This window comes from Mucilaginibacter terrae (assembly GCF_031951985.1).
Lineage (GTDB): Bacteria > Bacteroidota > Bacteroidia > Sphingobacteriales > Sphingobacteriaceae > Mucilaginibacter > Mucilaginibacter terrae_A.
The window spans coordinates 4130574-4153154 of record NZ_JAVLVU010000001.1; the positions used below are offsets into that span (position 1 = coordinate 4130574).

The 22581-nt window shown below is 43.5% G+C and carries 19 protein-coding genes; 15 read left to right on the forward strand and 4 right to left on the reverse strand.

Annotated features, from left to right (window positions below):
* Window positions 1-49 precede the first annotated feature (49 nt).
* Complete coding sequence (locus QE417_RS17685; protein WP_311951846.1) at window positions 50-1249, reverse strand: DUF1501 domain-containing protein; 1200 nt, start codon at window positions 1247-1249, stop codon at window positions 50-52.
* 91 nt (window positions 1250-1340) lie between these two features.
* A complete protein-coding gene (locus QE417_RS17690; RefSeq protein WP_311951848.1) occupies window positions 1341-2726 on the reverse strand; it encodes a DUF1800 domain-containing protein in 1386 nt (461 codons plus the stop codon).
* Window positions 2727-2917: 191 nt separating this feature from the next.
* Here QE417_RS17690 and QE417_RS17695 point away from each other — a divergent pair, with 191 nt between their 5' ends.
* Genes QE417_RS17695 through QE417_RS17705 form a run of 3 tightly spaced genes read left to right on the forward strand, consistent with a single transcriptional unit; the run spans window position 2918 to window position 8118 of the window.
* Window positions 2918-3673: a segregation and condensation protein A gene (locus tag QE417_RS17695; protein ID WP_311951849.1), complete on the forward strand. Its 756-nt coding sequence runs from the start codon at window positions 2918-2920 to the stop codon at window positions 3671-3673.
* Between the two features lie 25 nt (window positions 3674-3698).
* Entirely contained in the window at window positions 3699-4970 is a 1272-nt protein-coding gene (locus tag QE417_RS17700; protein WP_311951851.1) for a serine hydroxymethyltransferase, read from the forward strand.
* 16 nt (window positions 4971-4986) lie between these two features.
* Window positions 4987-8118, forward strand: coding sequence for a PAS domain S-box protein (locus QE417_RS17705; protein ID WP_311951853.1), 3132 nt, complete (start codon window positions 4987-4989; stop codon window positions 8116-8118).
* A 570-nt stretch (window positions 8119-8688) separates the two neighbouring features.
* Here QE417_RS17705 and QE417_RS17710 read toward each other — a convergent pair.
* Both QE417_RS17710 and rlmN read right to left on the reverse strand, forming a co-directional pair.
* Entirely contained in the window at window positions 8689-9381 is a 693-nt protein-coding gene (locus QE417_RS17710; RefSeq protein WP_311951854.1) for a ComF family protein, read from the reverse strand.
* A 102-nt stretch (window positions 9382-9483) separates the two neighbouring features.
* Window positions 9484-10548, reverse strand: coding sequence for a 23S rRNA (adenine(2503)-C(2))-methyltransferase RlmN (gene rlmN, locus QE417_RS17715; RefSeq protein WP_311951855.1), 1065 nt, complete (start codon window positions 10546-10548; stop codon window positions 9484-9486).
* A 174-nt stretch (window positions 10549-10722) separates the two neighbouring features.
* On the opposite strand from rlmN, the gene QE417_RS17720 reads away from it, so the two are divergent.
* The 12 genes from QE417_RS17720 to QE417_RS17775 all read left to right on the forward strand — a co-directional run bounded on the left by QE417_RS17720 (window position 10723) and on the right by QE417_RS17775 (window position 22532).
* Complete coding sequence (locus QE417_RS17720) at window positions 10723-11889, forward strand: amidohydrolase family protein (RefSeq protein WP_311951857.1); 1167 nt, start codon at window positions 10723-10725, stop codon at window positions 11887-11889.
* A gap of 55 nt (window positions 11890-11944) precedes the next feature.
* The gene (locus QE417_RS17725) at window positions 11945-12220 is read left to right on the forward strand and encodes an acylphosphatase (protein ID WP_311951858.1); all 276 of its coding nucleotides are present in this window, start codon (window positions 11945-11947) and stop codon (window positions 12218-12220) included.
* Window positions 12221-12585: 365 nt separating this feature from the next.
* Complete coding sequence (locus QE417_RS17730) at window positions 12586-14088, forward strand: polysaccharide biosynthesis C-terminal domain-containing protein (protein ID WP_311951859.1); 1503 nt, start codon at window positions 12586-12588, stop codon at window positions 14086-14088.
* The gene (gene dut / locus QE417_RS17735) at window positions 14085-14519 is read left to right on the forward strand and encodes a dUTP diphosphatase (RefSeq protein ID WP_311951860.1); all 435 of its coding nucleotides are present in this window, start codon (window positions 14085-14087) and stop codon (window positions 14517-14519) included. The genes QE417_RS17730 and dut overlap by 4 nt, the downstream gene beginning before the upstream one ends.
* An 11-nt stretch (window positions 14520-14530) precedes the next feature.
* Window positions 14531-16258, forward strand: coding sequence for a tetratricopeptide repeat protein (locus tag QE417_RS17740; protein ID WP_311951861.1), 1728 nt, complete (start codon window positions 14531-14533; stop codon window positions 16256-16258).
* Window positions 16236-17039 carry a DUF4292 domain-containing protein gene (locus QE417_RS17745; RefSeq protein ID WP_311951863.1) on the forward strand — a complete coding sequence of 268 codons (804 nt, stop codon included), beginning with the start codon at window positions 16236-16238 and terminating at the stop codon, window positions 17037-17039. Before QE417_RS17740 ends, QE417_RS17745 begins: the two co-directional genes overlap by 23 nt.
* Window positions 17040-17059: 20 nt before the next feature.
* Entirely contained in the window at window positions 17060-18373 is a 1314-nt protein-coding gene (locus QE417_RS17750; protein WP_311951865.1) for a murein hydrolase activator EnvC family protein, read from the forward strand.
* A 55-nt stretch (window positions 18374-18428) separates the two neighbouring features.
* Window positions 18429-18755, forward strand: coding sequence for a Sec-independent protein translocase subunit TatA/TatB (locus QE417_RS17755; RefSeq protein WP_311951866.1), 327 nt, complete (start codon window positions 18429-18431; stop codon window positions 18753-18755).
* Between the two features lie 18 nt (window positions 18756-18773).
* On the forward strand, window positions 18774-18944 hold the full coding sequence (locus tag QE417_RS17760; RefSeq protein ID WP_311951868.1) for a Sec-independent protein translocase subunit TatA/TatB: 171 nt from the start codon (window positions 18774-18776) through the stop codon (window positions 18942-18944).
* A 100-nt stretch (window positions 18945-19044) separates the two neighbouring features.
* Window positions 19045-20475: an Asp-tRNA(Asn)/Glu-tRNA(Gln) amidotransferase subunit GatA gene (gatA, locus tag QE417_RS17765; RefSeq protein WP_311951871.1), complete on the forward strand. Its 1431-nt coding sequence runs from the start codon at window positions 19045-19047 to the stop codon at window positions 20473-20475.
* Between the two features lie 45 nt (window positions 20476-20520).
* Complete coding sequence (locus tag QE417_RS17770; protein WP_311951873.1) at window positions 20521-21807, forward strand: lytic transglycosylase domain-containing protein; 1287 nt, start codon at window positions 20521-20523, stop codon at window positions 21805-21807.
* Between the two features lie 131 nt (window positions 21808-21938).
* A complete protein-coding gene (locus QE417_RS17775) occupies window positions 21939-22532 on the forward strand; it encodes a hypothetical protein (protein WP_311951875.1) in 594 nt (197 codons plus the stop codon).
* Window positions 22533-22581: the final 49 nt, after the last annotated feature.

Sequence of the window (22581 nt, forward strand, 5' to 3'; positions counted from 1 at the left end):
CGGATTGCCACGCTACGCTCGCAATGACAAAAAGGGCAAAAGCATCTCCCTACACCAAATCCAACCCCGCAAAATTCTTATTCAAAATACTGCCGTTATCAACCTCCAGCCATTTGTTGAGCAGGGTGGCGTAAACATCTCTAAAGTCTACCTTGTATTTTAAATCGCCGTTTTCGAGGTTTTGCAAATCGGGGGCATCGTTATAAATGCCGGCTTTTGCCAGTTTGCCACCAAATAGGAAAACGTTATTTGCCGTACCGTGGTCGGTACCGTTGCTGGCGTTTTGCTCCACGCGGCGGCCAAACTCCGAGAAGGTCATGATCATCGTATCGTCCAGCTTGCTGGTTTGCTTCAAATCTTTAACAAAGGCGGCTACGGCATCGGCATAAATTTTTAACTGGCGGCCTTGCTGGTTTTGCTGACCAACGTGCGTATCAAATCCTCCTAACGATACATAGTAAATGCGCGTATCCAATCCCGAATTAATAAACTTGGATACGCTTTTTAATTGATTGCCTAAGCCGGTAGACGGGTAAGGTGCAACCACATTATATGTCTTCGAGGTCTTCTGTATATAATCGGCCGATGAGTAGGTCTCTATCATGGTTTTATACAGGTAGCCTAAATTGTCTTCGTGCAGGTGATCGTCGGTTGGGCCATTCACCAAATCTTTAAAAAACGGCTCGCGTGTGGTTTGAAAAAGCTTGTTAGGGTCTTGTACAGCAATACCCTTCATTTTTTGCCCTTTCATGGCTAATGATAATGTATCATCAACCTCAATGGCTGTGTATGGGTTTTGACAGCTTTGGCAATTCGAATCCAGGTAACGGCCAATCCAACCTGTGCTCAAAAACTCGTTGGCATCGCTGGCAGTTTGCCATATATCCATGGAGCGGAAGTGCGACCTGTCGGGGTTAGGGTAGCCTACCGAGTTAATGATGCTCATCCATCCCTGGTCGTAAATTTCCTGCAAGGCGGCCAGGTTAGGGTTGAGCCCCTGCATGTCATTCAGCTTAATAATTTCGGTGTTGGGAATGGCTATAGTTTTGCGCTTTTGATAATACACATCGCTGCCAAAAGGCACAATGGTGTTCAATCCATCGTTACCGCCCGATAGTTGTATAATAACCAGGTTTTTATGCCCGGTTAACGCATCTTTAGCCAAAGCCTCAAATGGTTTTAAAAAAGCAGGTATTAAAAACGCCCCCGATGCCAGGGTGCTGTTTCTTAAAAAATCTCTTCTTTTCATAGCGTTTCACTTTGGTGAGTAGTTGATTGGTTGAATAGTTGATTGGTTTTAAACTACTCACTCAATCAACAAATCAACTATTTAACTAATCCTAACACAACTGATACTCCGGTGTGCTTACCAGCTGTATCACCATGTTTTTAATATCGGTGGCCTTTGTTATTTCTGCTGTTATGCGTGCATTTATGGGCGGTTCTAACAAGTAAGTTGCCACCTCTTCACGCGGAACCTTAATAGGGATACCCTGTAAAAAGGTGTTCCAGTCGGCATTGGCCTGTACGCGTTTAATAACGTTAAACTGCTGTTTGCGCTGAGATGCCAGGTATGCCTCATCCTCGGGTGTAGCCTTTCCCGCAAAATCAATAACCCCGGCATTAAGAATAGTCGACGGTATTTTCATGCGGTACATGAGCGATGAGCTGTCGATCCAGTTTTTACCGCCCGGCCATCCGGCCACATTAGGAGGCCGGAACAATACCTGCCCCAGCGTGCGCTGAAACTGTATCAACACATCGGGGTTTTCGTATTTAATATGAAAGCGGCGATTTAAGTCAACCAACAACTCTACCGGCGATTTAATAAGGTTGCCAATATTTTTATCCTCGTAAAACCAATCGGATGTAAACACAAATTCAAGCAGCGGTTTTAACTCGTAATTAGCATTGTAAAACACATCGGTCATTTGGTTAACGTGAGTCTCATCGGGTGTTTCGTTAACCAGGTATCTATATAGTTTAGTGCTCATGTATTTGGCCGTTTGTTTGTTGGCCAGTATCATGTCAATAATATCTTCGCCGCAAAAATTGCCGGTTTTGCCCATAAAAGTTTTGGGCTTATCATCATGATTGCCCGGTCTGAAGTTGAACTCACCATTTTTGCCGTTGTACGCCCAGCCGGTAAAAGCCCGGGCCGATTCTTTAATGTCCTGCTCAGTGTAATGCCCTCTTCCCAGCGTAAATAGCTCCATTAGCTCACGGGCAAAGTTTTCGTTAGGATGTGCTTTGCTGTTTTGCTGGTTATTTAAAAAATTAAGCATAGCCGGCGATTGCGACACCCCGGTGAGTAAAGTTTTAAAGTTGCCCAGTGCATGGGTGCGCATAATATTATTCAGCTGTTGCTGGTAGTAATAATTGCCAATATTACAGGCAAAGTGGTTATGCCAAAATAAAGTAAGCTTTTCGCGCAGCTGAGCATTAGTGGTACTCAACTGGTTCATCCAGGCGTTATTGAGTGCCTTTTCCTGCTGATTGCGCTTTTCCTGCTGCGCTTTGCGTGCTTCCTCACCTGCCTCTTTAGGCAATGGGTTAAGGTCGATGTTTTCGGTTACGGCAGTAAGCGTTTGTATCGGCTCCGAATCTTTAAACAACCGTTTCAGTACTTTTTTAGCACTCCAGTTGCGTTGCTCTTGTAACTGATGGTAATCAATACCAAAAGCAGCACGGGCATATAAGTGTTTTACCTGTTTCGAATTATCCATAACTAAACAGTTTATAATGGATTATTTAACTTAAAGTTAGGTATAAATGTTGGGTGTGTATGAGATAGTTAGACTGTTATTTAATAAATGGTTTAATGCTGTAATTGTTTTGAACACAAAAGCTTTGTAATAAACTACTCATTTGGTCGATTACTCACAACTCACTCAAAAACACTATATTTGGCGGCATCATGGCCGATGACAGTTTTGCAATACGGTTACCGCAGTTTGAAGGCCCTTTTGATCTGCTGCTTTTCTTCATCGAACGTGATGAACTGGACATTCACGAAATAGCCATTTCGAAAATTACCGACGATTTTTTGCAATACATTCACCAAATGAACAGCCTTAACATGGAACTGGCGAGTGAATTTATTTTTGTGGCGGCCACGCTTATGCGCATTAAGGCCAAAATGCTCTTACCCCGCTACGAGGCCGAAACTGGTGAAAGCGAAGCCGACAGCAAGGAAGACCTGATACGCAAACTCATTGAGTACAAAAAGTTTAAAGATCTGTGCGAACAGTTGCGCCCGCTGGAAGAAGAACGCTTTAAACAGGAACGACGCGGCAACATTGCCGAAGAATTGAAAGGAATAGAAGCCGAAGCTTTGCCCGGCGAAGAACTATCCGACCTTACGCTATACCGTTTAATGCAGGTTTACGCCCGTGTTAACCGCCGTTATTTAAACCGTGCCGAGGAGGTTACCCATACCGTGGTACAATACCCGTACACCATTGAGCAGCAAAAAAAGGCCATAACCGATTTGCTGCGCATTAACCAACGGCTCGATTTTAAGGCCTTAGTGAAAAACTCCGAAAACCGGGTGCATTTTATTTATAATTTTTTAGCCATGCTGGAGATGCTTCAGCAGGAATTAATAGACATACAGGTTGGGCTGAATTACAATAATTTTTGGATTTCGCCTAAAACAGCCCATTCATTTTGATTAACTTAGACACCTCGTAAAGATCATGAAAAAAGACAAACTGATATTTGAACTACTTGAGGATGAGCAGAAACGCCAGGAAGAAGGCCTGGAGCTTATCGCATCCGAAAACTTTGTAAGCAAGCAGGTAATGGAAGCTGCCGGTTCGGTAGCCACCAACAAATATGCCGAAGGCTTACCCGGTAAGCGCTACTACGGCGGCTGCCAGATTGTTGACGAAATTGAAACCATTGCCATTGAGCGTGCAAAACAACTGTTTAACGCCGAGTGGGTGAACGTTCAGCCGCACTCTGGCGCTCAGGCTAACGCTGCGGTAATGCTGGCCGTGTTAAATCCGGGCGATAAAATTCTGGGTTTCGACTTGTCGCACGGTGGTCACTTAACCCACGGTTCGCCGGTAAATTTCTCGGGCAAGTTATATCAGCCTCATTTTTATGGTGTAGTTAAAGAAACTGGGTTAATTGATTACGAACAACTGCGTGCCACTGCCTTGGCCGAAAAACCAAAGCTGATCATTTGCGGTGCATCGGCCTACTCGCGCGATTGGGATTATGCATTCATACGCCAGGTGGCTGATGAGGTTGGTGCTTTGGTACTGGCAGATATTTCGCACCCGGCCGGTTTAATTGCCCGCGGTTTGCTAACCGATCCGCTGCCGCATTGCCACATTGTAACCACTACCACCCACAAAACCCTGCGCGGTCCGCGTGGCGGCCTTATTATGATGGGTAAAGATTTTGAAAACCCATGGGGTTTAACTACACCAAAAGGCGAAGTGAAAAAAATGTCGGCTTTGTTAGATAGTGCCGTATTTCCGGGTACGCAAGGTGGACCGTTAGAGCATATTATTGCGGCTAAAGCAGTTGCCTTTCACGAGGCGCTGAGCGATAGCTACATGAAGTATGTTTTACAGGTTAAACTAAACGGTGCGGCTATTGCCAAGGCATTTGTTGACCGTGGTTACGAAATTGTTTCGGGCGGTACTGATAATCATTTGATTTTAATAGATTTACGTAATAAAGGAATATCAGGCAAGGCTGCTGAAAATGCGCTTGTTGCTGCCGATATTACCGTAAATAAAAACATGGTTCCTTTTGACGATAAATCGCCGTTTGTTACCTCGGGTATACGTATTGGTACAGCTGCGGTAACCACAAGGGGCATGAAAGAAAAGGAAATGGAAAAAATTGCCGAGTTGGTTGACGAGGTAATAAAAAATCCGGAAGACGAACATTCTTTGAAGAAAGTACGTAAAAGTGTTCATGCGTTAACGGAGAAGTTTCCGTTGTATGAATAATGAGCACAAAAAATAAATGACATTAGAACGGGGTATGGTAATTCCTGATAATGAGGACGAACGCCTGAGAGCGCTGCATACTTATGATATTCTGGACACGTTTCCGGAGGCAGAGTATGACGCCATTTCGCGTTTAGCCTCTTACATTTGCCAAACCCCGTTCGCTGTTATTTCTTTTATTGATGATAAGCGCCAGTGGTACAAATCATCGGTTGGGATGCCCAATACCGAAATAGAGCGTAGCAAAAGTTTTTGCCAGTACACCCTGCTCGACAATGTGTTAATGGAAATTCCTGATGCACGCTTCAGCGAAATTTTTGCCAACGATGAAAATGTAACGGGTGGCTTTGGTGTACGCTTTTATGCCAGCCAACCCCTTATTGATGCTGATGGCTATTGTTTAGGAACGCTTTGTGTTTTTGACCAACAACCTAAGCATCTGAGCGATGAACAACGCGATGCGTTGAAGACGCTGGCATCTGAAGTAATATCGCACTTAACGCTGCGTAAACAAAAAAAGGAACTCGAAAGGAGTTTAAAACTTCACGAAGACTTTTCTATCCTCTTCAACAGTTCATCCGAAATACATTACATAGCCGACGAAACCTCAAAAATTGAGCTGATTAATGATGCAGTTGAAACCATTTTAGGTTATAAGCCCGCACAATTGGTTGGCCGTTCGTTGTGGGAGTTTGTGGTAGGGCAAACACGTGATGATTTTTCCCATTTAATTGAAACCGGTTTACGCACCAAGCAGGCATTTGAAATGGAAACCTGCGTGTACAATATTAAGGGCGAAGAGCGGTGCATCAGCTGGTCGGCCGTAAACAACATGGGCAGGTGGTATGCCAGCGGCCGCGATGTTACCGAGCAAAAAAAGGTTCAGGAACAATTGGAGCAGCTATCACTGGTAGCCAGTAAGGTGAGCAATGGCGTGGCCATTACCAACGCCCATAACAAGGTTATATGGATAAATGATGCCTTTACAACGCTTACCGGGTATAATTTAAATGATATTGCAGGTAAGCAAATGCGCGAGGTTTTTAAAGGTGATTACGTTCAGCAACACACCACCGACCGTATTGACGAACTGTTAAACACCCGCAAGGCTTTCGAGATAGAGATTAGTGTACAACACAAAGATGGCCACCCGATGTGGTTGTCGGTTTTAAACTCACCGGTACTTAACGCTGCAGGTAAAGCCGAAAAGTATATTAAGGTTTTATTGGATATAACAGAGCGGAAAATTGCCGAGCGGGATATTGAGATCCTGTCATTCGCATCAGAAAAATCTCCAAGTGGCGTAGTGATCCGCGACCGCGAAAGTCGTATAATCTGGATGAACGAGGCTCTCGAAAATATTTTAGGGTACAAGTTAGCTGAGTTGCAAGGAAAGGTTTTTGGCGATATACTGATTGGCGAAAAAACCGATCTCAACGTTTTAAAAGAGGCCAAGGTGGCTTATGATGAAAATAAGCCATACGAAATAGAGATACTGATCTACAAAAAAGACGGTACGCCTTACTGGGCTTACCTGGCTAATAGTCCTTTCTTTAACAAGGCTGGCGAACTGGAACGTCAGATAACCGTATGCGTTGATATTAATGAACGCAAAAAGGCCGAAGAACAGTTAACCATGTTATCATTAGTGGCCAGCAATACTGTGAGCGGTGTGGTTATTAATGATGGGTATGGAAATGTGGAATGGGTAAATAAAGCTTTTGAAAATATTACCGGTTATGGCTTGGCCAATGTACAAGGCCGCCATTTAGGCGATGTACTTAAAGGTGAACTTACCGATGTTTCGATTATCGAAAAAGCGCGAGAATTATCTAAAAACAAGCAATCATTTGAGGTTGATTTGCTGATTTACCGTGCCGATGGCGAGCCTTTGTGGATATCGGTTATCAACTCGGTGATATTAGATGAAACCGGCAAGGCTAAAAAATACATTGAGGTAATTATTGATATAACGGCCAAAAAGAAAGCCGAACTGGAGCTGATTGCCGCCAAAGAGGAAGCCTTACAGCTGAGCCGGGCAAAGGATATGTTTATATCGGTAATGAGCCACGAGATACGTACACCTCTAAACGCGGTAATTGGTATGTCGCACCTGTTGGCCGAGGAAAATCCTACCGAATCACAAAAAGAGAATCTGGATGTATTAAAGTTTTCGGCCGAAAACCTGATGACCCTGATTAATGATGTACTGGACTTTACCAAGATAGAAACCGGCAACATTGAACTGGAGAAAGCCAGGGTAGATTTGCGCGAGCTGGTGCAAAGCGTAGTAAGCTCGATGCGCCACAATGTAAGCGGCAAGCAAATTTACTTTAAAGGTAACGTTGAGAATGAAATTCCGGCCTGCGTTTTGGGGGATCGTACTCGTTTAGTACAAATATTGCTTAATTTAGCCAGCAATGCAGTTAAGTTTACCGAAACCGGCGGTGTAACTATTGATTTAAAAGTTGTAGAACAAACTGCGCAGGAGGTGCGTATAAGGTTTGCAGTAACTGATACGGGCATTGGTATAGCAGCCGATAAAACAGGCACTATATTCGAATCGTTTAAGCAGGCCGCAGCCGATACCACCCGCAAATATGGTGGTACTGGTTTAGGTTTGGCCATAACCAAACGATTGATAGAACTACACGATTCGCGCATTAACGTGGAGAGTATATTGGGCGAAGGCTCAACGTTTTGGTTTACCATAACATTTAAAAAAGCAGATAATAATAACCATATGAGTAACGAAAGTGCCGAAATAGGTTTAAAGGTAAACGTACTTGTTGTAGATGATAACCAGATAAACCGTTTACTGGTAAATAAGGTATTGAAAAAATGGAACGTTCAGGCCGATTTTGCGGAGAACGGATTAGAAGCCATTCAAAAAATTACAGCCAACCGCAATTACGACGTAGTGTTAATGGACATTCATATGCCCGAAATGGGAGGCCTGGAAGCCACTCAGATATTGCGCTCTAAAGAAGACGACTACTTTAAAAAGTTACCTATCATAGCACTTACTGCATCCATGCTTAACAGCCAGCTAAACCAGATCGAAGAATCGGGAATGAATGATTTTATTTTAAAACCATTCGATCCTAAAAACTTGTACGAGAAGCTGAGCAAATATCAGCAGCAATAGAAAATTACAACGATAGATGAAGCCGGGCATGATCCGGCTTTTTTTGTGGCTTTACTTTTGGAAAAAAAAACACAAAAAAACAGGAGCTGCCTTTTAAAACAAACTCCTGCCATTAATTATGATCAAACGCTCCGGGTATTTATACGCAAATAATTTTCAGGATGTTACGTGATTGTTGGAGGTTTTGATAAATATTTTCTCATGTTGAAAAATTGATGGTCATATATGTTTAATTCACCTTTGGGGCAGATAGGTAATGAATATGCAATTTGTGAAGTAGATGTGTTAATTCTTCGCAGAATACGATCAATGATATATACACATCCTTTAATACATGCAATATGCGCCGTAGGTGCTACCTATTTATAGAAAGAAAAAGCCAAGTTCTTTATGTCCCAGCGGGACTACCATTTATAAACATGCACAAATTAGGGTAGCTCCTAACGGAGCAGGTTCAATTTCACCAAGAATATTCTATAATAGGTAGCACCTACGGCGCAGAAATGTTTTTGAGCAGAAAAGGTAGCCCTCAGGGAAAGATTCGAAAGTTAAGGAATTTATAAATTAAAACTACACTGCATATGCGATCGCAGCTATACTTAACCTCAATCCTGGCACTTTTAACAATTCCTGTGCGCAGGCTTCCAAAGTTGAACCAGTAGTTACAATATCATCTACCAATAAAACATGCTTGCCTTCCAATACCTCAGGGCTCTGCAAAACAAACACCTGCTGCATATTCTCAAACCTTGCAAAGCGCGATTTACGGGTTTGCGTTGAAGTTTTAACCGCTCGTGTAAGATTGTCTTCTAAAACTGCGGCTTGTAGTTTACCTGCCAAGCCCCGGGCAAAATTGGTGCTTTGATTGTAGCCACGTTCGCGCATACGGCTTACATGTAAGGGTACGGGTATAATGTAATCAATAGTAGGTAACAGTGTGTTTTGCAAGAGTTGGCTACCGGCTATGTTGCCCAGTTTATCCCCGATTTTTTGCATACCCCGGTATTTAAACTGGTGCATCAAATGCTGTACCTTACCTCCTTTTTCAAAATACAAAAGGGCATAAGCATGCTCCAGTTTTATTTTACCCCAAAATTGCCGGGCTACAATATTATCGGGTTGTAAATGAAAATTCGTGAACGGTAAATTATACAGGCAATCGGTACAAATCAAGTCTTCGGTACCCAGCAAATTAGCCTTGCATGCATGGCAAAGCCTCGGGAAAAGCAAGTTGATAAAATCATGAAGGTAGGTATTGCGCATGGGAATAGAGCCAAGAGCTGAGAAGCAAGAGCCAAGATAGGAATTAAACCATAGATTGCAATCAGTTATCCTGCTTTCTGGCTCTTGTTCTTGGTTCTAATTTTAGGCTTCAGCCGTTGCTTTATCCTTCACCGCCAATTGCCCGCAGGCGGCATCAATATCTTTACCACGGCTACGGCGTACGTTGGTGTTTACGCCTTGTTTGCGCAGGTAATTGGCAAACGCTTCTATCTTGTCTTCGCCGGCGTTGGTAAAATCGGCAAACGATATGGGGTTGTATTCAATAATATTAACCTTGCAGGGTATGTGCCTGCAAAACTTGGCCAGCTCGGCTGCGTCCTGCAACTCGTCGTTAAAATTATGGAAAACAATGTACTCGTAAGTAACAACGTTTTTAGTTTTACTATAAAAATACTTTAAGGCATCGGCCAGGGCAACCAACGAGTTTTGCTCATTAATAGGCATAATTTCGTTGCGCTTGGTATCATTAGCCGCATGCAGTGACAGGGCCAGGTTAAAACGCACCTGGTCATCACCCAGCTTTTTAATCATTTTGGCAATACCAGCGGTTGAAACCGTAATACGCTTAGCGGCCATATTGAGTCCGTCTTCGGCAGTAATACGCTCAATCGACTTTAAAACGTTGGCATAATTGAGCAAAGGCTCACCCATACCCATATATACGATGTTAGTGAGCGGAATTCCGTAGTTTTGCTGTGCTTGCTGGCTAAGCAGTACTACCTGGTCGTAAATTTCATCGGGGTTAAGATTGCGTTTTCGATCCATATATCCCGTAGCGCAAAATTTACAGGTAAGGCTGCAACCCACTTGTGATGATACACAGGCGGTCATTCGCTCGGTTGTGGGTATTAAAACGCCCTCAATTAAGTGAGTATCGTGCAACTTAAAGGAATTTTTTATAGTTTTATCCGCACTATACTGTGAGTTATTAATAACGACGTGGTTAATAGTAAAAAGATCGGCCATCTTTTGGCGCAGGTCTTTTGAAAGATTGCTCATGTCTTCAAATGAAAAACATGATTTTTTCCAAAGCCATTCATACACCTGTTTGGCTCTAAATGCTTTTTCGCCCATGGCGGTAAAGTGTTGTTGCAGAGCCTCCAGGCTTAGGCTGCGGATATCGATCTTGCTATTATTTGCGCTCACATGGCAAAGATAATTAAATTTGCCCGGCTGTGTTTTATTGCTGCGTTTTAGAATTGTAAAAATATAAAACAATAACTAAAAGTTAAATGTAATAGATTGCTGAATAGTGTTATATATGCTGTTGATACGTTTGTTTAGGATAGGTGTGGTAGATTGAATGATAAATTTCATTAAATGAAAAGTTTTAGAGCCGATTACGTTTTTCCTGTTAGTGCCGATCCTATTAAGAATGGAGTTATTACCGTTGATGATTACGGTAAAATTGTATCAATTAGCACCTATGCCCAGCCGGGTGTTGAAGTTGAGCAGTTGAGTGGTATTATTTGTCCGGGTTTTGTGAATACTCACTGTCATGTTGAGCTTTCGCATCTTCAGGGCAAAACCCCCAAAGGGTCGGGGTTGGTAGAATTTATAAAAGCTGTGCAAAGTTTGCGCACGGTTGACGATGATATTATACAAGCTGCCGCCGCCGAGGCAGATAAGCAGATGTATGATAACGGTATAGTTGCCGTTGGCGATATATCAAACAGCGCACATAGTATAGCTATAAAAAAAGCCAGTAAAATTTACTATCATACTTTTGTAGAGGCATTCAGCTTTTTGCCTGCAAATGCCGATAATGCATTTCAGGCAGCTATTGAATTGCAAAAACAGTTTAAACCATTGTCGGCATCGGTTGTGCCTCATGCGCCTTACTCCGTATCAAAGGAACTGTTTAAGCTCATCAAAAATTATAGCGATACACATGGCAACAACCTGCTGAGCATACACAACCAAGAGTGCGAAGACGAAAATAAATTCTATCGCTACAAAAACGGCAAGTTTTTGGAGCTGTACGATGGCTTTGGTATTGATATTAGTTACTTTAAACCACAGGCACGTAATTCTATACAATCTGTAATTCCGTTGCTCAGTAATAAGCAAAAAGTTTTGCTGGTACATAACACCTGTACCAATTTAAAAGATATATACTTTGTAAAGCGTTTCGACCGTAACATTAACTGGTGTTTTTGTCCTAATGCTAACCTGCACATTGAAGGCCGACTGCCTAAAATTGAACTGTTTTTGGATGAAGGCTTTAACATTACACTGGGTACCGATAGTTTAGCTTCAAATGATAAGCTGTCGATACTGAGCGAAATGGCTACCATTCACCAAAAATTCCCGTCAATACCTATTGGCAAAATGCTGGAATGGGCTACTATAAACGGCGCCAGATTTTTAGGTATTGATGATGAAATTGGCACCCTCGAGCCCGGTAAAACTCCCGGACTAAACTTGATCACCAATTTAGATGGTTTAAAAATCATCCCCGATACACAAGTAAAACGTTTGCTATAATCCCCTTGTTATTGCCTCATAAGCCGTATTATTGTAATTGAAATTTTGTGGCTATATGATCAAACATTTAAATATAACCGTACAGGGTAAGGTGCAGGGCGTGTCGTACCGTGCTACCACTAAAGCCGTGGCCGACCAGTTGGGCGTGCGCGGACTTGTGCGTAATGAAGCGAACGGAGACGTATACATCGAAGCGGAAGCCGAACCCATGCTTATGGAGATGTTTTTAGAATGGTGCCAAAAAGGCCCCGATGCCGCCCGGGTATCCGAAGTTATTACCCACGAAGCCGAATCCAAAAACTATCGTAACTTTGAAGTAGTGAAGAGATAGGGGGGAAGAGAGGCAAGAAACAAGAGCCAGGAACCAAGAGTTATAAAAATCGTCATTGCGAGGTACGAAGCAATCTCTGCGGAGGACAGGTAATCATGCCGAAGTTTGCGTTAGGGATAGAAGCGGAAAGCCCGGAGTGCAGCGTAGCGAAACGAGGACTTGCAGCGGATAGCCCGACCCGGAGGGAAACGCCCAAATTGAGGTAATAGTTATTGGGTTGGTTAGTTATTGGTTTTAATGAGCGTTTCAGTAACCTTAAACAAATAATTAAATCAAGCCAATCTCCATAACAGTAAATGTAACTTTACAAGAAGGCCATGAACGATCAACAATGAACCATGACCTCTTAACAAAGAATAAGAATTTTGTCGACAGCTAAAAAATTTGCAGGCCAAACGGCGGTGTACGGGTTAACTACTATTGCGCCGCGTATACTCAATTTCTTTTTAACCCCTGTTTACGTAAAAGCGTACCCGGCAAAAGTGTATGGTGTTTTCACTACCATGTTTAGCTGGGTATCAATGATAAACCCTATACTGGCCTTTGGTATGGAAACCACGTTTTTCAGATACCTCAATAAGCGGCCCGATGAAAAACAGCAGGTTTACAACAATACTTTTGGTGCTATACTGGCTATCAGCTTTTTGTTTTTGCTGAGTGTATTGCCCTTTATTGGCGATATTGCCGCATACGTTCGCATTGATGAGCAATCGCCGCTTGATGATTATAAGCAATACGTTGGCTACTTTATTGCGGTATTATTACTGGATGCCTGGTGTGTAATTCCGTTTGCGCAAATACGGGCCAACGGCAGGCCGGGACGTTATGGTATCATAAAGTGCACCAATATATTGGTGTTCATACTGCTCAACCTGCTTTTTATTTATGGTCTGCCTTTTTTAATTAAGCATGATATAAGTGCCGAGTGGCTCAAAACCTGGTTCAGGCCCGGATGGATAGGTTACGTGTTTTTATCTAACCTTATTGCCAGCGCACTTACGCTGTTACTTTTGCTACCCGAAATTATGCGTCTGCGCCCCAATTTTGATAAAGCCATGTTTAGCGAAATGTTGCTGTACAGCTGGCCGGTGCTCATTGCTAACCTATCATTTGTAATTAACGAAAACCTCGATAAACTTTTATTAGGCAAGTTTTTGCCCGAGAGTATAAGTGCAAGTCAAACCGGTATTTATGGTGCCTGCGCCAAAATTGCGGTGTTCCTCAATATTTTTGTTCAGGCTTTCAGGCTGGGTGCCGAGCCCTTCTTTTTTAGCAAGGCTAAAGATAAAAATGCGGGCACTACGTATGCCTTTATTATGGATTATTTCGTAATAGCAGTATCGCTCATATTTGTGGCGCTGGTTGCTAATATCGATATACTCAAATACTTTATTAAAGGCCGCGATGCCGTGCAGCAGGAGCTATACTGGTCGGGGTTAAAGGCGGTGCCGCTGTTATTATTGGGCTACGTAAGCCTGGGTATTTACATGAACCTCTCCGTATGGTACAAACTGTCTGATCAAACCCGTTACGGTTTATACATCTCAGGCGTGGGGGCTATCATAACCGTTGTACTCAACGTGGTATTTATTCCAAAGTACAGCTACATGGCATCGGCCTGGGCATCATTAGCGGCTTATGCCAGTATGATGATACTCTCGTATGTATGGGGGCAAAAAAACTATCCTATACCGTATAACGTTAAAAAAAACCTGGCTTATCTTATAAGTTCAATCATAATTGTATTTTTATCATTCAGCGTGTTTAAGCGTAATTTGTTCATAGGCAATGGCCTGCTCGTATTATTTGCAGGCACTGCTTTTATGGCCGAACGTAAACAGGTACTCGCTATACTTAAAAGAAAATGATCATCCGCATTATCAATAATTCTCAAAACGCCTTGCCGGCTTACGAAACCTTGCATGCCGCCGGTATGGACCTCCGCGCCGATGTTGCCGAAACCGTAGTATTAAAGCCAATGGAACGCAAACTGATACCAACCGGGTTACATATTGAGCTTCCGGAAAGTTTTGAGGCACAGATACGCCCGCGTAGTGGTTTGGCGTTTAAGCATGGTATAGGCATAGTAAATTCGCCGGGTACCATTGATGCCGATTACCGTGGCGAAATAAAGGTGCTGCTTATTAATTTTTCGGACACCGATTTTGAGATCAATACCGGCGACCGCATTGCACAAATGGTTGTAGCCAAGCATGAAAAGGTGGAATGGGAGCAGGTAGAGGTTTTAACTGATACTGCACGCGGTGCAGGAGGTTATGGGCATACAGGCAAAGCATAATTAACAAAAGCATGAAAGTAGGTTACTGGGCATTAGGTTTGTTGTTGATTCCGGCTTTGGCTGTTGCGCAGGGTAACGGCAAAAACGGTTCTGTGCAGCAAGGCCGCAAGCCCATAACCTCGGCCGATAGCGTAATGGTACAGCAAATGTTTTTTGAAGGTTTGCGCAAAAAAACCATCGAAGACCAAAAAGGCGCTGCCGAACTGTTTGCACGCGTGCTACAGATGGATAGCAGTAACGATGCCGCCATGTATCAGCTGGCCATGCTCAATAAACTGCAAAACGGCCAAACCGAAGCACAAACGCTGCTCGAAAATGCAGTTGCCCTAAAACCCGATAACGAGTGGTATTGGGTAGCCCTGGCCGATACGTACGAAAAAACCAATAACCTGCCACGCTTGCAGCATGTGTTTGATGAGTTATTGCGTATTAGCCCAAACAAGCCCGAGTATTATTTTGATAAAGCCAGCGCCTTCTATATCGAAAAAAAGTACGATGAAGCCTTGGGCGTTTACAATAAACTGGAGCAAATGACCGGCTTAACCGATGATTTGGTAGCTAACCGCCAAAAAATATACTTACGCCAAAACAAAGTTGACCAGGCCGCTGCCGAAATGGAGCGCCTGATCGAGACTAACCCCGACCAGATACGCTATTATTTACTGCTGGGCGAAATTTATAATTCCAACAACCTGCCCGATAAAGCCCTGCAGGTATTACAACGTGCCGAAAAGGTGAAGCCGGATGATGGCCTGTTGCACTTAGCCCTCGCCGAAACCTACCGCGCTAAAAAAGATACCGAAGCCAGCTATAAACAACTCGAACTGGCGTTTAACTCTCCATCATTAGATGTGGAGCAAAAGGTGCGCATTATAATGGGGTATGTGCCTAAGTTTCCTGATGCTAATGCCAAGGCCAGTGCTTTGGAACTAAGCAGGATAGCTGCAGGAATTCACCCTAACGAAGCTAAAATACAAGCTATTTACGGCGATATGCTGGCGCAGAATAATAAACTGAAAGAAGCCCGCGAAGTGTTTAAAAAATCGGTACAGCTTAACCCTGATGTGTACATTGTGCACGAGCAGCTGGTGCGTTTGGATTTAAGCGAAAACAGGATAGACGAAGCCATTAAAGACGGGGAAAACGCACTGTCGCTATTTCCAAACCAGGCCTGGATGAACTATTTGGTGGGTGTGGCTTACCTGCAAAAGAAGAATGCCCAGCAGGCGATCAGTTATCTTAAAAATGTAGTAGCTATTGAGCCCGATGATAAAGACCTGGCATCACAAGCTTATGCAGCGTTGGGCGATTGCTATCATGAGTTACGTGATAACGGTAAATCGGATGCGGCGTATGATAAGTCGCTTGCCTATAATCCAAATAGTGCGTACACATTAAACAACTACGCCTATTATCTGTCTATACGTGGAGAGCAGTTGGAAAAAGCCGCGCAAATGTCCAAACGTAGTATTGATCTGCAGCCTAACACGGCATCGTTTGAAGATACTTACGCCTGGATTTTGTTTAAGCAAAAAAAGTATGCCGAGGCTAAGCAATGGATAGAAAAAGCCATGGAGCATAATAAAAACAGCGCCGTACAGGTTGAACACTATGGCGATATACTGTTTTACCTGGGCGATGTCGAAGCTGCCGTTACCAACTGGAAAAAAGCCAAGCAAGCAGGTGCCACATCACCGCTTTTAGACCGTAAGATAAATGAGAAAAAATATATTGAATAAGGCGCTCATCGTGCTAAGCGTTGCTGCCCTATATAGCTGCAAAGCAAAAAAACAACTGGTAACCCGCACGGCCGATTCATCGGCCACAACGGTTATTACCAAAGCCGCCAACCCGGTGGTGGCCAAAATTGATGCCATTAAAGCTAAGCAAACTGCTTTTACCACGTTTTCGGGGCGGGCAAAAACCAAACTCACCATTGATGGCAAAAGCAACGATGTTACGCTGAATATCCGCATCCAAAAAGATAAAAAAATATGGGTATCTATTACCGCCCTGTTAGGTTTAGAGGTAGCCCGTGCCCTCATTACTCCGGATAGTATACAGGTAGTAAACAAGTTCCAATCGGTGTACATGAAAAAGCCGTTTAGCTATATTTACAACTATGCCAGCCGCCAGGTAAATTATCAAACGGTAGAATCACTGCTGGTAGGCAACGCTATTAACGAGTTATTGAACGAGAACGGCCAGTTGCAAAACGGTACCAACGGCAATACAACTATAACCGGTAATTTGCAAGGCCTGGTGTATAATTTGCTCATCGGTCCCGACCAAAAAGTAACGCAAACCAGCTTAGCTAATGCTGCTGCAAGGCAATCGTTAAAGGTGGGCAACAGTCAGTTTATCGAGGCCGATAACCGTATCATTCCATCGCACATCAGTATCACATCGGCGGTAGCCAACAAAAATATACAGGCCGAACTGGAGTACAACCGCACCGAATTTAACCGCCCGTTAGATTTTCCGTTCAGTATCCCATCCGGATTTTCACCTGCCAATTAAAATCAATATTTTTGGAGCGGATGAAATTTTTAAAGCTTGTACTAATTCTGGTTTGTGCCTTATTTGCGTTTGAATCGTACGCTCAAAGCAGTGCCGATTTAAAGCGTAAACGCGAGAGGCTGAACAACGAACTGGAAGACCTTAACCGCGAGTACCAGGAAACCTTAAAAAATAAAAAGGCTACCATTAAACAGCTTAACATCCTAAAAGCACAAATTTCCCTTCGCGAAGAAAAAATTAATACCGTAAACTCCGAGATCCGCCTGCTTAACGGGCAAATTAACGAGAACACCAATACGGTACATACCTTGCAAGGGCAGTTGGAACAGCTAAAAAAAGAGTATGCGGCCATGGTGGTGTTTGCTTACCATAACAAAAGCGCTTACAACAAACTGATGTTTGTTTTTGCATCTACCGATTTTAACCAGGCTTACAAACGTTTAAAATATTTACAGCAGTTTGGTACTTACCGCGAGCGCCAGGCGGCATCAATACAAGGTACTCAAAAAGACCTGAACGTAAAAATTAACCAGCTCGACCGTACCAAAAACGAAAAAAGCAACCTGTTGCAAGAACAGAAGAAAGAAAAGGAAACTTTAGGTAAAGAACAAAACAACCAGGCTGCCGTAGTACAAGATCTATCGAAACAGGAAGGTACGCTTAAAAAGCAGCAACGTACATTAATGGCGCAACGCCGCCAAATTGACCGCCAAATACAGGCAACTATTGCCCGTGAGGTTGCTGCTGCCCGCCGCAAGGCCGAAGCTGAAGCAAGGGCCGAAGCTGCCCGCCAGGCTGCATTAGCTGCTAATAAAGCCCGTGCCGAAAATAAATCGGCTGCCGAAATTGCCGAGGCTGCTAAACCAAAACCAATTACCCGCAGTACCGTAACCGAAGCCTTGACTGCCACACCTGAAGCTGCCAAGCTCAACAACGACTTTATGGGCAACAAGGGTTTGCTGCCATGGCCAGTAGCCACGGGGCAAATTACACAGGATTTTGGCCCCTATGTAAGCGATGGTATACGTAATGATAATCATGGTATTGATATTCGTACATCAAGCGGGGCAACAGCACGCGCTGTATTTGAGGGTACGGTAATTAGTATTAACGATATTAGCGGTACTTACATGGTACTTATACGTCACGGTTCGTTTATTACAGCTTATGCCAACTTAAAATCGGTAAGTGTGAGCGATGGGCAAAAAGTGAATACCCGCCAGGCTATAGGCAGCGTGGCCACCGATCCGTTCACAGGTGAGACCGTTATTCACTTCGAATTAAATAAGGCCGGAGCCATCATCAATCCAAAAACATGGCTGGCCTCACAATAACTTTACATATTGTGAAGTTATAATTGTATATATTTGTATCTTTAATTAAATGGTTATGCACAGTCCGGTTCTTTTAGAGTTTTTTAACATAGGCGGACCCGAATTTATACTGATAATATTCGTGGCGTTATTGCTGTTTGGCGGTAACAAACTGCCCGAACTTGCCCGCGGACTGGGTAAAGGTATACGTGATTTTAAAGATGCCTCAGAAGGGGTGAAGCGTGAGATACACAATCAAATAAATAGCTTCGACGAAAAACCAACTGAGCCTGAATATCGTATTAAAGATAATACCGTTACTGAAACAGAAACCGAAACACACACCTCAATTGCCGAAAGCGAAACTGCCCAGGCTGATACCAGTGTTAAAAAAGAATATTAAAAATTAAATTATCAAATCATGGGTTTAGGAGCACCAGAAATTATTCTGATCATCATTGCCATCTTAATTCTGTTCGGCGGACGTAAAATTCCTGAACTAATGAGAGGTTTAGGTCAGGGCGTTAAAGAATTTAAAGACGCATCAAACAAGGATACAACTACCGAAGAGAAAAGTAAAGTTTCTCAATAAGGGAAATTTAATTCGGTTTTTTATACTATTTGAAACTTATTAGTTGGTAAATTTTATTATCAACTAATAAGTTTTTTTATTTTAGCGGCCTATGTTAAAAATGTATACCACTTTAATAGAAATTCAGGACGACCTTAAAAGCGGAACAATTACTGTTAAAGAACTGGTAAATAATTACCTGGCCAAAATCAAAGAATATCAACGCCTTAATGCCTTTAACGAGGTATTTGAGCAGGAATCTTTAACGCAGGCAGCTGCACTTGACGAGAGCCTGCAAAAAGGCCAGCCAGCCGGCCGCCTGGCAGGTATGGTAATTGCCATTAAAGACAATATTTGCTACAAAGGCCACGTAGTAACCGCTTCCTCCAAAATACTGGATGGCTTTACCTCCATTTTTTCATCAACTGTGGTTGAACGCCTGTTGGCCGAAGATGCCATTATTATTGGCCGTTGCAATTGCGACGAGTTTGCCATGGGCGGCGCTAACGAAAACTCATACTTTGGCCCGGTAAAAAACCAGGCCGATGAAACCCGCGTTCCGGGTGGCTCATCGGGCGGTTCGGCAGTGGCGGTGCAGGCAGGTATGTGCCATGCAGCCATTGGTACCGATACAGGCGGTTCCATCCGTCAGCCAGCCTCGTTTTGTGGTGTAGTGGGTTTAAAACCTACTTATGGCAGAGTATCACGCCATGGTATTATTGCCTACGCTTCTTCATTTGATCAGCCGGGGCCAATTACCCAGTCGGTCGAAGATGCTGCATTACTATTAGAGATTATTGCTGGTGCCGATGATTACGACAGTACGGCATCACGTAAACCTGTTGAGGCTTATGGTGCCGAGCTTGCTCCATCCACCGGTAAAAGAAAAATTGCTTATTTACAGGAGGTTTTAGATAGCGAAGGCCTTGATGCCGAAGTGAAACAAACCCTGCTTGCCGCCATAGGTAGCCTGAAAGCCGATGGGCACACGGTTGAGCCGGTATCGTTCGAGTACCTCGATTACGTGGTGCCCACTTATTATATACTCACCATGGCCGAAGCATCATCAAACCTGGCCCGGTACGATGGTGTGCATTATGGCTACCGCAGCCCCAACGCGGTTGATTTGACAACCACCTACAAACGCTCACGCTCCGAAGGTTTTGGCACCGAGGTTAAGCGCCGCATTATGCTGGGTACTTTTGTGCTGAGTGCCGGTTATTATGATGCTTACTACGCTAAAGCCCAAAAAGTACGCAGACTGATCAAAGAACGTACCGATGCTATTTTGGCCGAATACGATTTTATACTCACACCAACTGCTCCCGAGCCGGCATTTAAGATCGGTCGTGAGGATATTGACCCCATTGTAACTTATCTTGAAGATATATTTACCGTGCAGGCTTCTTTAGCAGGAGTACCGGCAATATCATTGCCTATTCAAAATAATAGCGCGGGTTTGCCGTTAGGTTTACAACTGGTTACCAAGGCCTTTGCCGAGGCCGATTTGTTAAATTTTGCAACTTATTTTGTGGGATTGCGTAAAAGTTAATACTTTAGTAAAGTGCGAACAGCACGCAATCATATAAGCTTGAGAATGAAGAGACTGTTTACGATTATCTTTTGTATTGCTGCATTTCAATCTGTTACTACGCTGGCCCAGCCGGTTTACTCTGATACCTCCATGTATGAGGAGAATTTCAGACCAAACTATTTAGGTTATAAGCCCGCAGTAGCCCCCATTATTACTGAACTTAAGAAAAAATCATACGATAACTCCACTTTAGGCACCCGCCTTAGTGCCATTGAGCGCGATGTGCAGCTTGATTACAATGAGTTTGTGCAAGCCTACATCAATACGTACACGGCGCCCGGTCGTCGTGAGGATATGGGCCGTATCATGGGTCTATCTAAATACTACTTTCCTATTTACGAAAAGGCTTTTAAGGATGCCGGTATCCCCGAAGAAATTAAATACCTGTCGATAGTTGAATCGGCCCTTAACCCTAATGCGGTTTCGAGGGTAGGGGCAACCGGTCCGTGGCAGTTTATGTTTTCGACCGCTAAAATTTACGGCCTCAACATGGATAATTATGTTGATGAGCGCCGCGACCCTATACAAGCCAGCTATGCAGCTGCCGCTTACCTGCGCGATGCCTACCAGGAGTTTGGCGACTGGCTGCTGGCCATTGCCTCGTACAACTGCGGTAAAAATAGTGTGGAGCGCGCCATGCAACAGGCCGATGCAACTGATTTTTGGTCGATACGCCAATACCTGCCTGCCGAAACCCGTGGCTATGTACCGGCCTTTATTGCCACTACGTACATTATGAAGTATTACAACGAGCACGGTATTATACCACAGGCTTGCAGTATTACACTCAATACCGATACCGTGCTGGTGAACAAATTCATTTCGTTAAATAACGTGGCCAAAGCATTAAATATTGATGCCAACGAACTATCGTTGCTAAACCCTGCCTATACCAAACGGGTGATAAATGGTACCACCAAAGCGCCACGCCGCATAGTAATACCGCAAATAGGTAAAGAACAATACCCTCAACTGTACGCTGCCTTAAACGGCGAGCCGGTTACGCCAATAAAACACGTAGTGTATGCTGCCCAACCGGTTGAAATACCAGATGCAGCAGCAAAAGCAGGCAATTTACATACCGTTAAAAAAGGCGAAACTTACAGCAGCATTGCCGATAAATACGGCGTTGATGTAGAAGACCTGCGCATATGGAACAATGCCAAAGGCAGCAAACCAGCCCCCGGCCAAAAACTAAAAACAAGTGCACCAAACCTGGCCGCCGGAGCAGCCAAACCTGGCAAAGAACTGGCCACTTTAGGCACAACCCCTGCCGCCGGAGGAAATTAAGATAACCATTTATAAACTTGAATACCGCGATAGCTTGGATGTTGTCGCGGTTTTTTTATGTTTAAATTTGTTTGTAAAGAAATTTTGTGCCTGAGTGGAAATTATTTATAATTGAGGATAATCTTATTTCAATGTTTCTCAAACAACCTAAGCCCGGTTTAAGGCACCTCCTGCTTATTGCCGTAATTTTAATGATTGGCTGTAAAAAGGCCGGTGATACCAACGAGGGCGAACTAAAACCCGAAGTTGCCGAAGCTAAATTATGGTACGATAAAGCCTATACCGCTTTAAAGCCCGCCAAGCACAATGCAACTGTTACAGCCAATAAAACTTTTGATTTTAGTGTATTAATTAATCCCGATTGGCAAAACGCATTAACCTACCAGCGCCATGGTGATGAGGTGATAGAAATTCCGGTAGAGCAACCCGGCAAGTTTGGAGTAGGTTTAATTGGCAAGGGCGATGCCGCTGTTGAGTATAAACCCGAAAACAGCAAAACCATTTTTGTTTTACTTAAAAACGCAGGTGGGTACAGGGCTTTTATTATGACCCTTATAGCCGATGCCGATTATTTGAAAGGCGATTACACAAAGCTGCAAAACAACCATTACAACAAGCGCGACCCTAAATTTAGCGGTGTACTTGTATATTATACACCCGAAGGCAAATACAGTAACAACTGGACGTATAAAGACGGCAACTGCTTAGTAAACAACAGCCTGTAAATAGCAATGCCATAGAAGACAATACAAAAACAATACAAGGCAAGAAAAA

Bases quoted from the DNA above. Each gene is read 5' to 3' on its own strand.
- QE417_RS17725 (WP_311951858.1), top strand. From the start codon at position 11,945: ATGATCAAACATTTAAATATAACCGTACAGGGTAAGGTGCAGGGCGTG.
- QE417_RS17745 (WP_311951863.1), top strand. From the start codon at position 16,236: ATGAGAAAAAATATATTGAATAAGGCGCTCATCGTGCTAAGCGTTGCT.
- QE417_RS17700 (WP_311951851.1), top strand. From the start codon at position 3,699: ATGAAAAAAGACAAACTGATATTTGAACTACTTGAGGATGAGCAGAAA.
- QE417_RS17775 (WP_311951875.1), top strand. From the start codon at position 21,939: ATGTTTCTCAAACAACCTAAGCCCGGTTTAAGGCACCTCCTGCTTATT.
- QE417_RS17755 (WP_311951866.1), top strand. From the start codon at position 18,429: ATGCACAGTCCGGTTCTTTTAGAGTTTTTTAACATAGGCGGACCCGAA.
- QE417_RS17685 (WP_311951846.1), bottom strand. From the start codon at position 1,249: ATGAAAAGAAGAGATTTTTTAAGAAACAGCACCCTGGCATCGGGGGCG.
- QE417_RS17760 (WP_311951868.1), top strand. From the start codon at position 18,774: ATGGGTTTAGGAGCACCAGAAATTATTCTGATCATCATTGCCATCTTA.
- QE417_RS17770 (WP_311951873.1), top strand. From the start codon at position 20,521: ATGAAGAGACTGTTTACGATTATCTTTTGTATTGCTGCATTTCAATCT.
- QE417_RS17750 (WP_311951865.1), top strand. From the start codon at position 17,060: ATGAAATTTTTAAAGCTTGTACTAATTCTGGTTTGTGCCTTATTTGCG.
- QE417_RS17690 (WP_311951848.1), bottom strand. From the start codon at position 2,726: ATGGATAATTCGAAACAGGTAAAACACTTATATGCCCGTGCTGCTTTT.
- gatA (WP_311951871.1), top strand. From the start codon at position 19,045: ATGTATACCACTTTAATAGAAATTCAGGACGACCTTAAAAGCGGAACA.
- dut (WP_311951860.1), top strand. From the start codon at position 14,085: ATGATCATCCGCATTATCAATAATTCTCAAAACGCCTTGCCGGCTTAC.
- QE417_RS17695 (WP_311951849.1), top strand. From the start codon at position 2,918: ATGGCCGATGACAGTTTTGCAATACGGTTACCGCAGTTTGAAGGCCCT.
- QE417_RS17740 (WP_311951861.1), top strand. From the start codon at position 14,531: ATGAAAGTAGGTTACTGGGCATTAGGTTTGTTGTTGATTCCGGCTTTG.
- QE417_RS17710 (WP_311951854.1), bottom strand. From the start codon at position 9,381: ATGCGCAATACCTACCTTCATGATTTTATCAACTTGCTTTTCCCGAGG.
- QE417_RS17705 (WP_311951853.1), top strand. From the start codon at position 4,987: ATGACATTAGAACGGGGTATGGTAATTCCTGATAATGAGGACGAACGC.
- QE417_RS17720 (WP_311951857.1), top strand. From the start codon at position 10,723: ATGAAAAGTTTTAGAGCCGATTACGTTTTTCCTGTTAGTGCCGATCCT.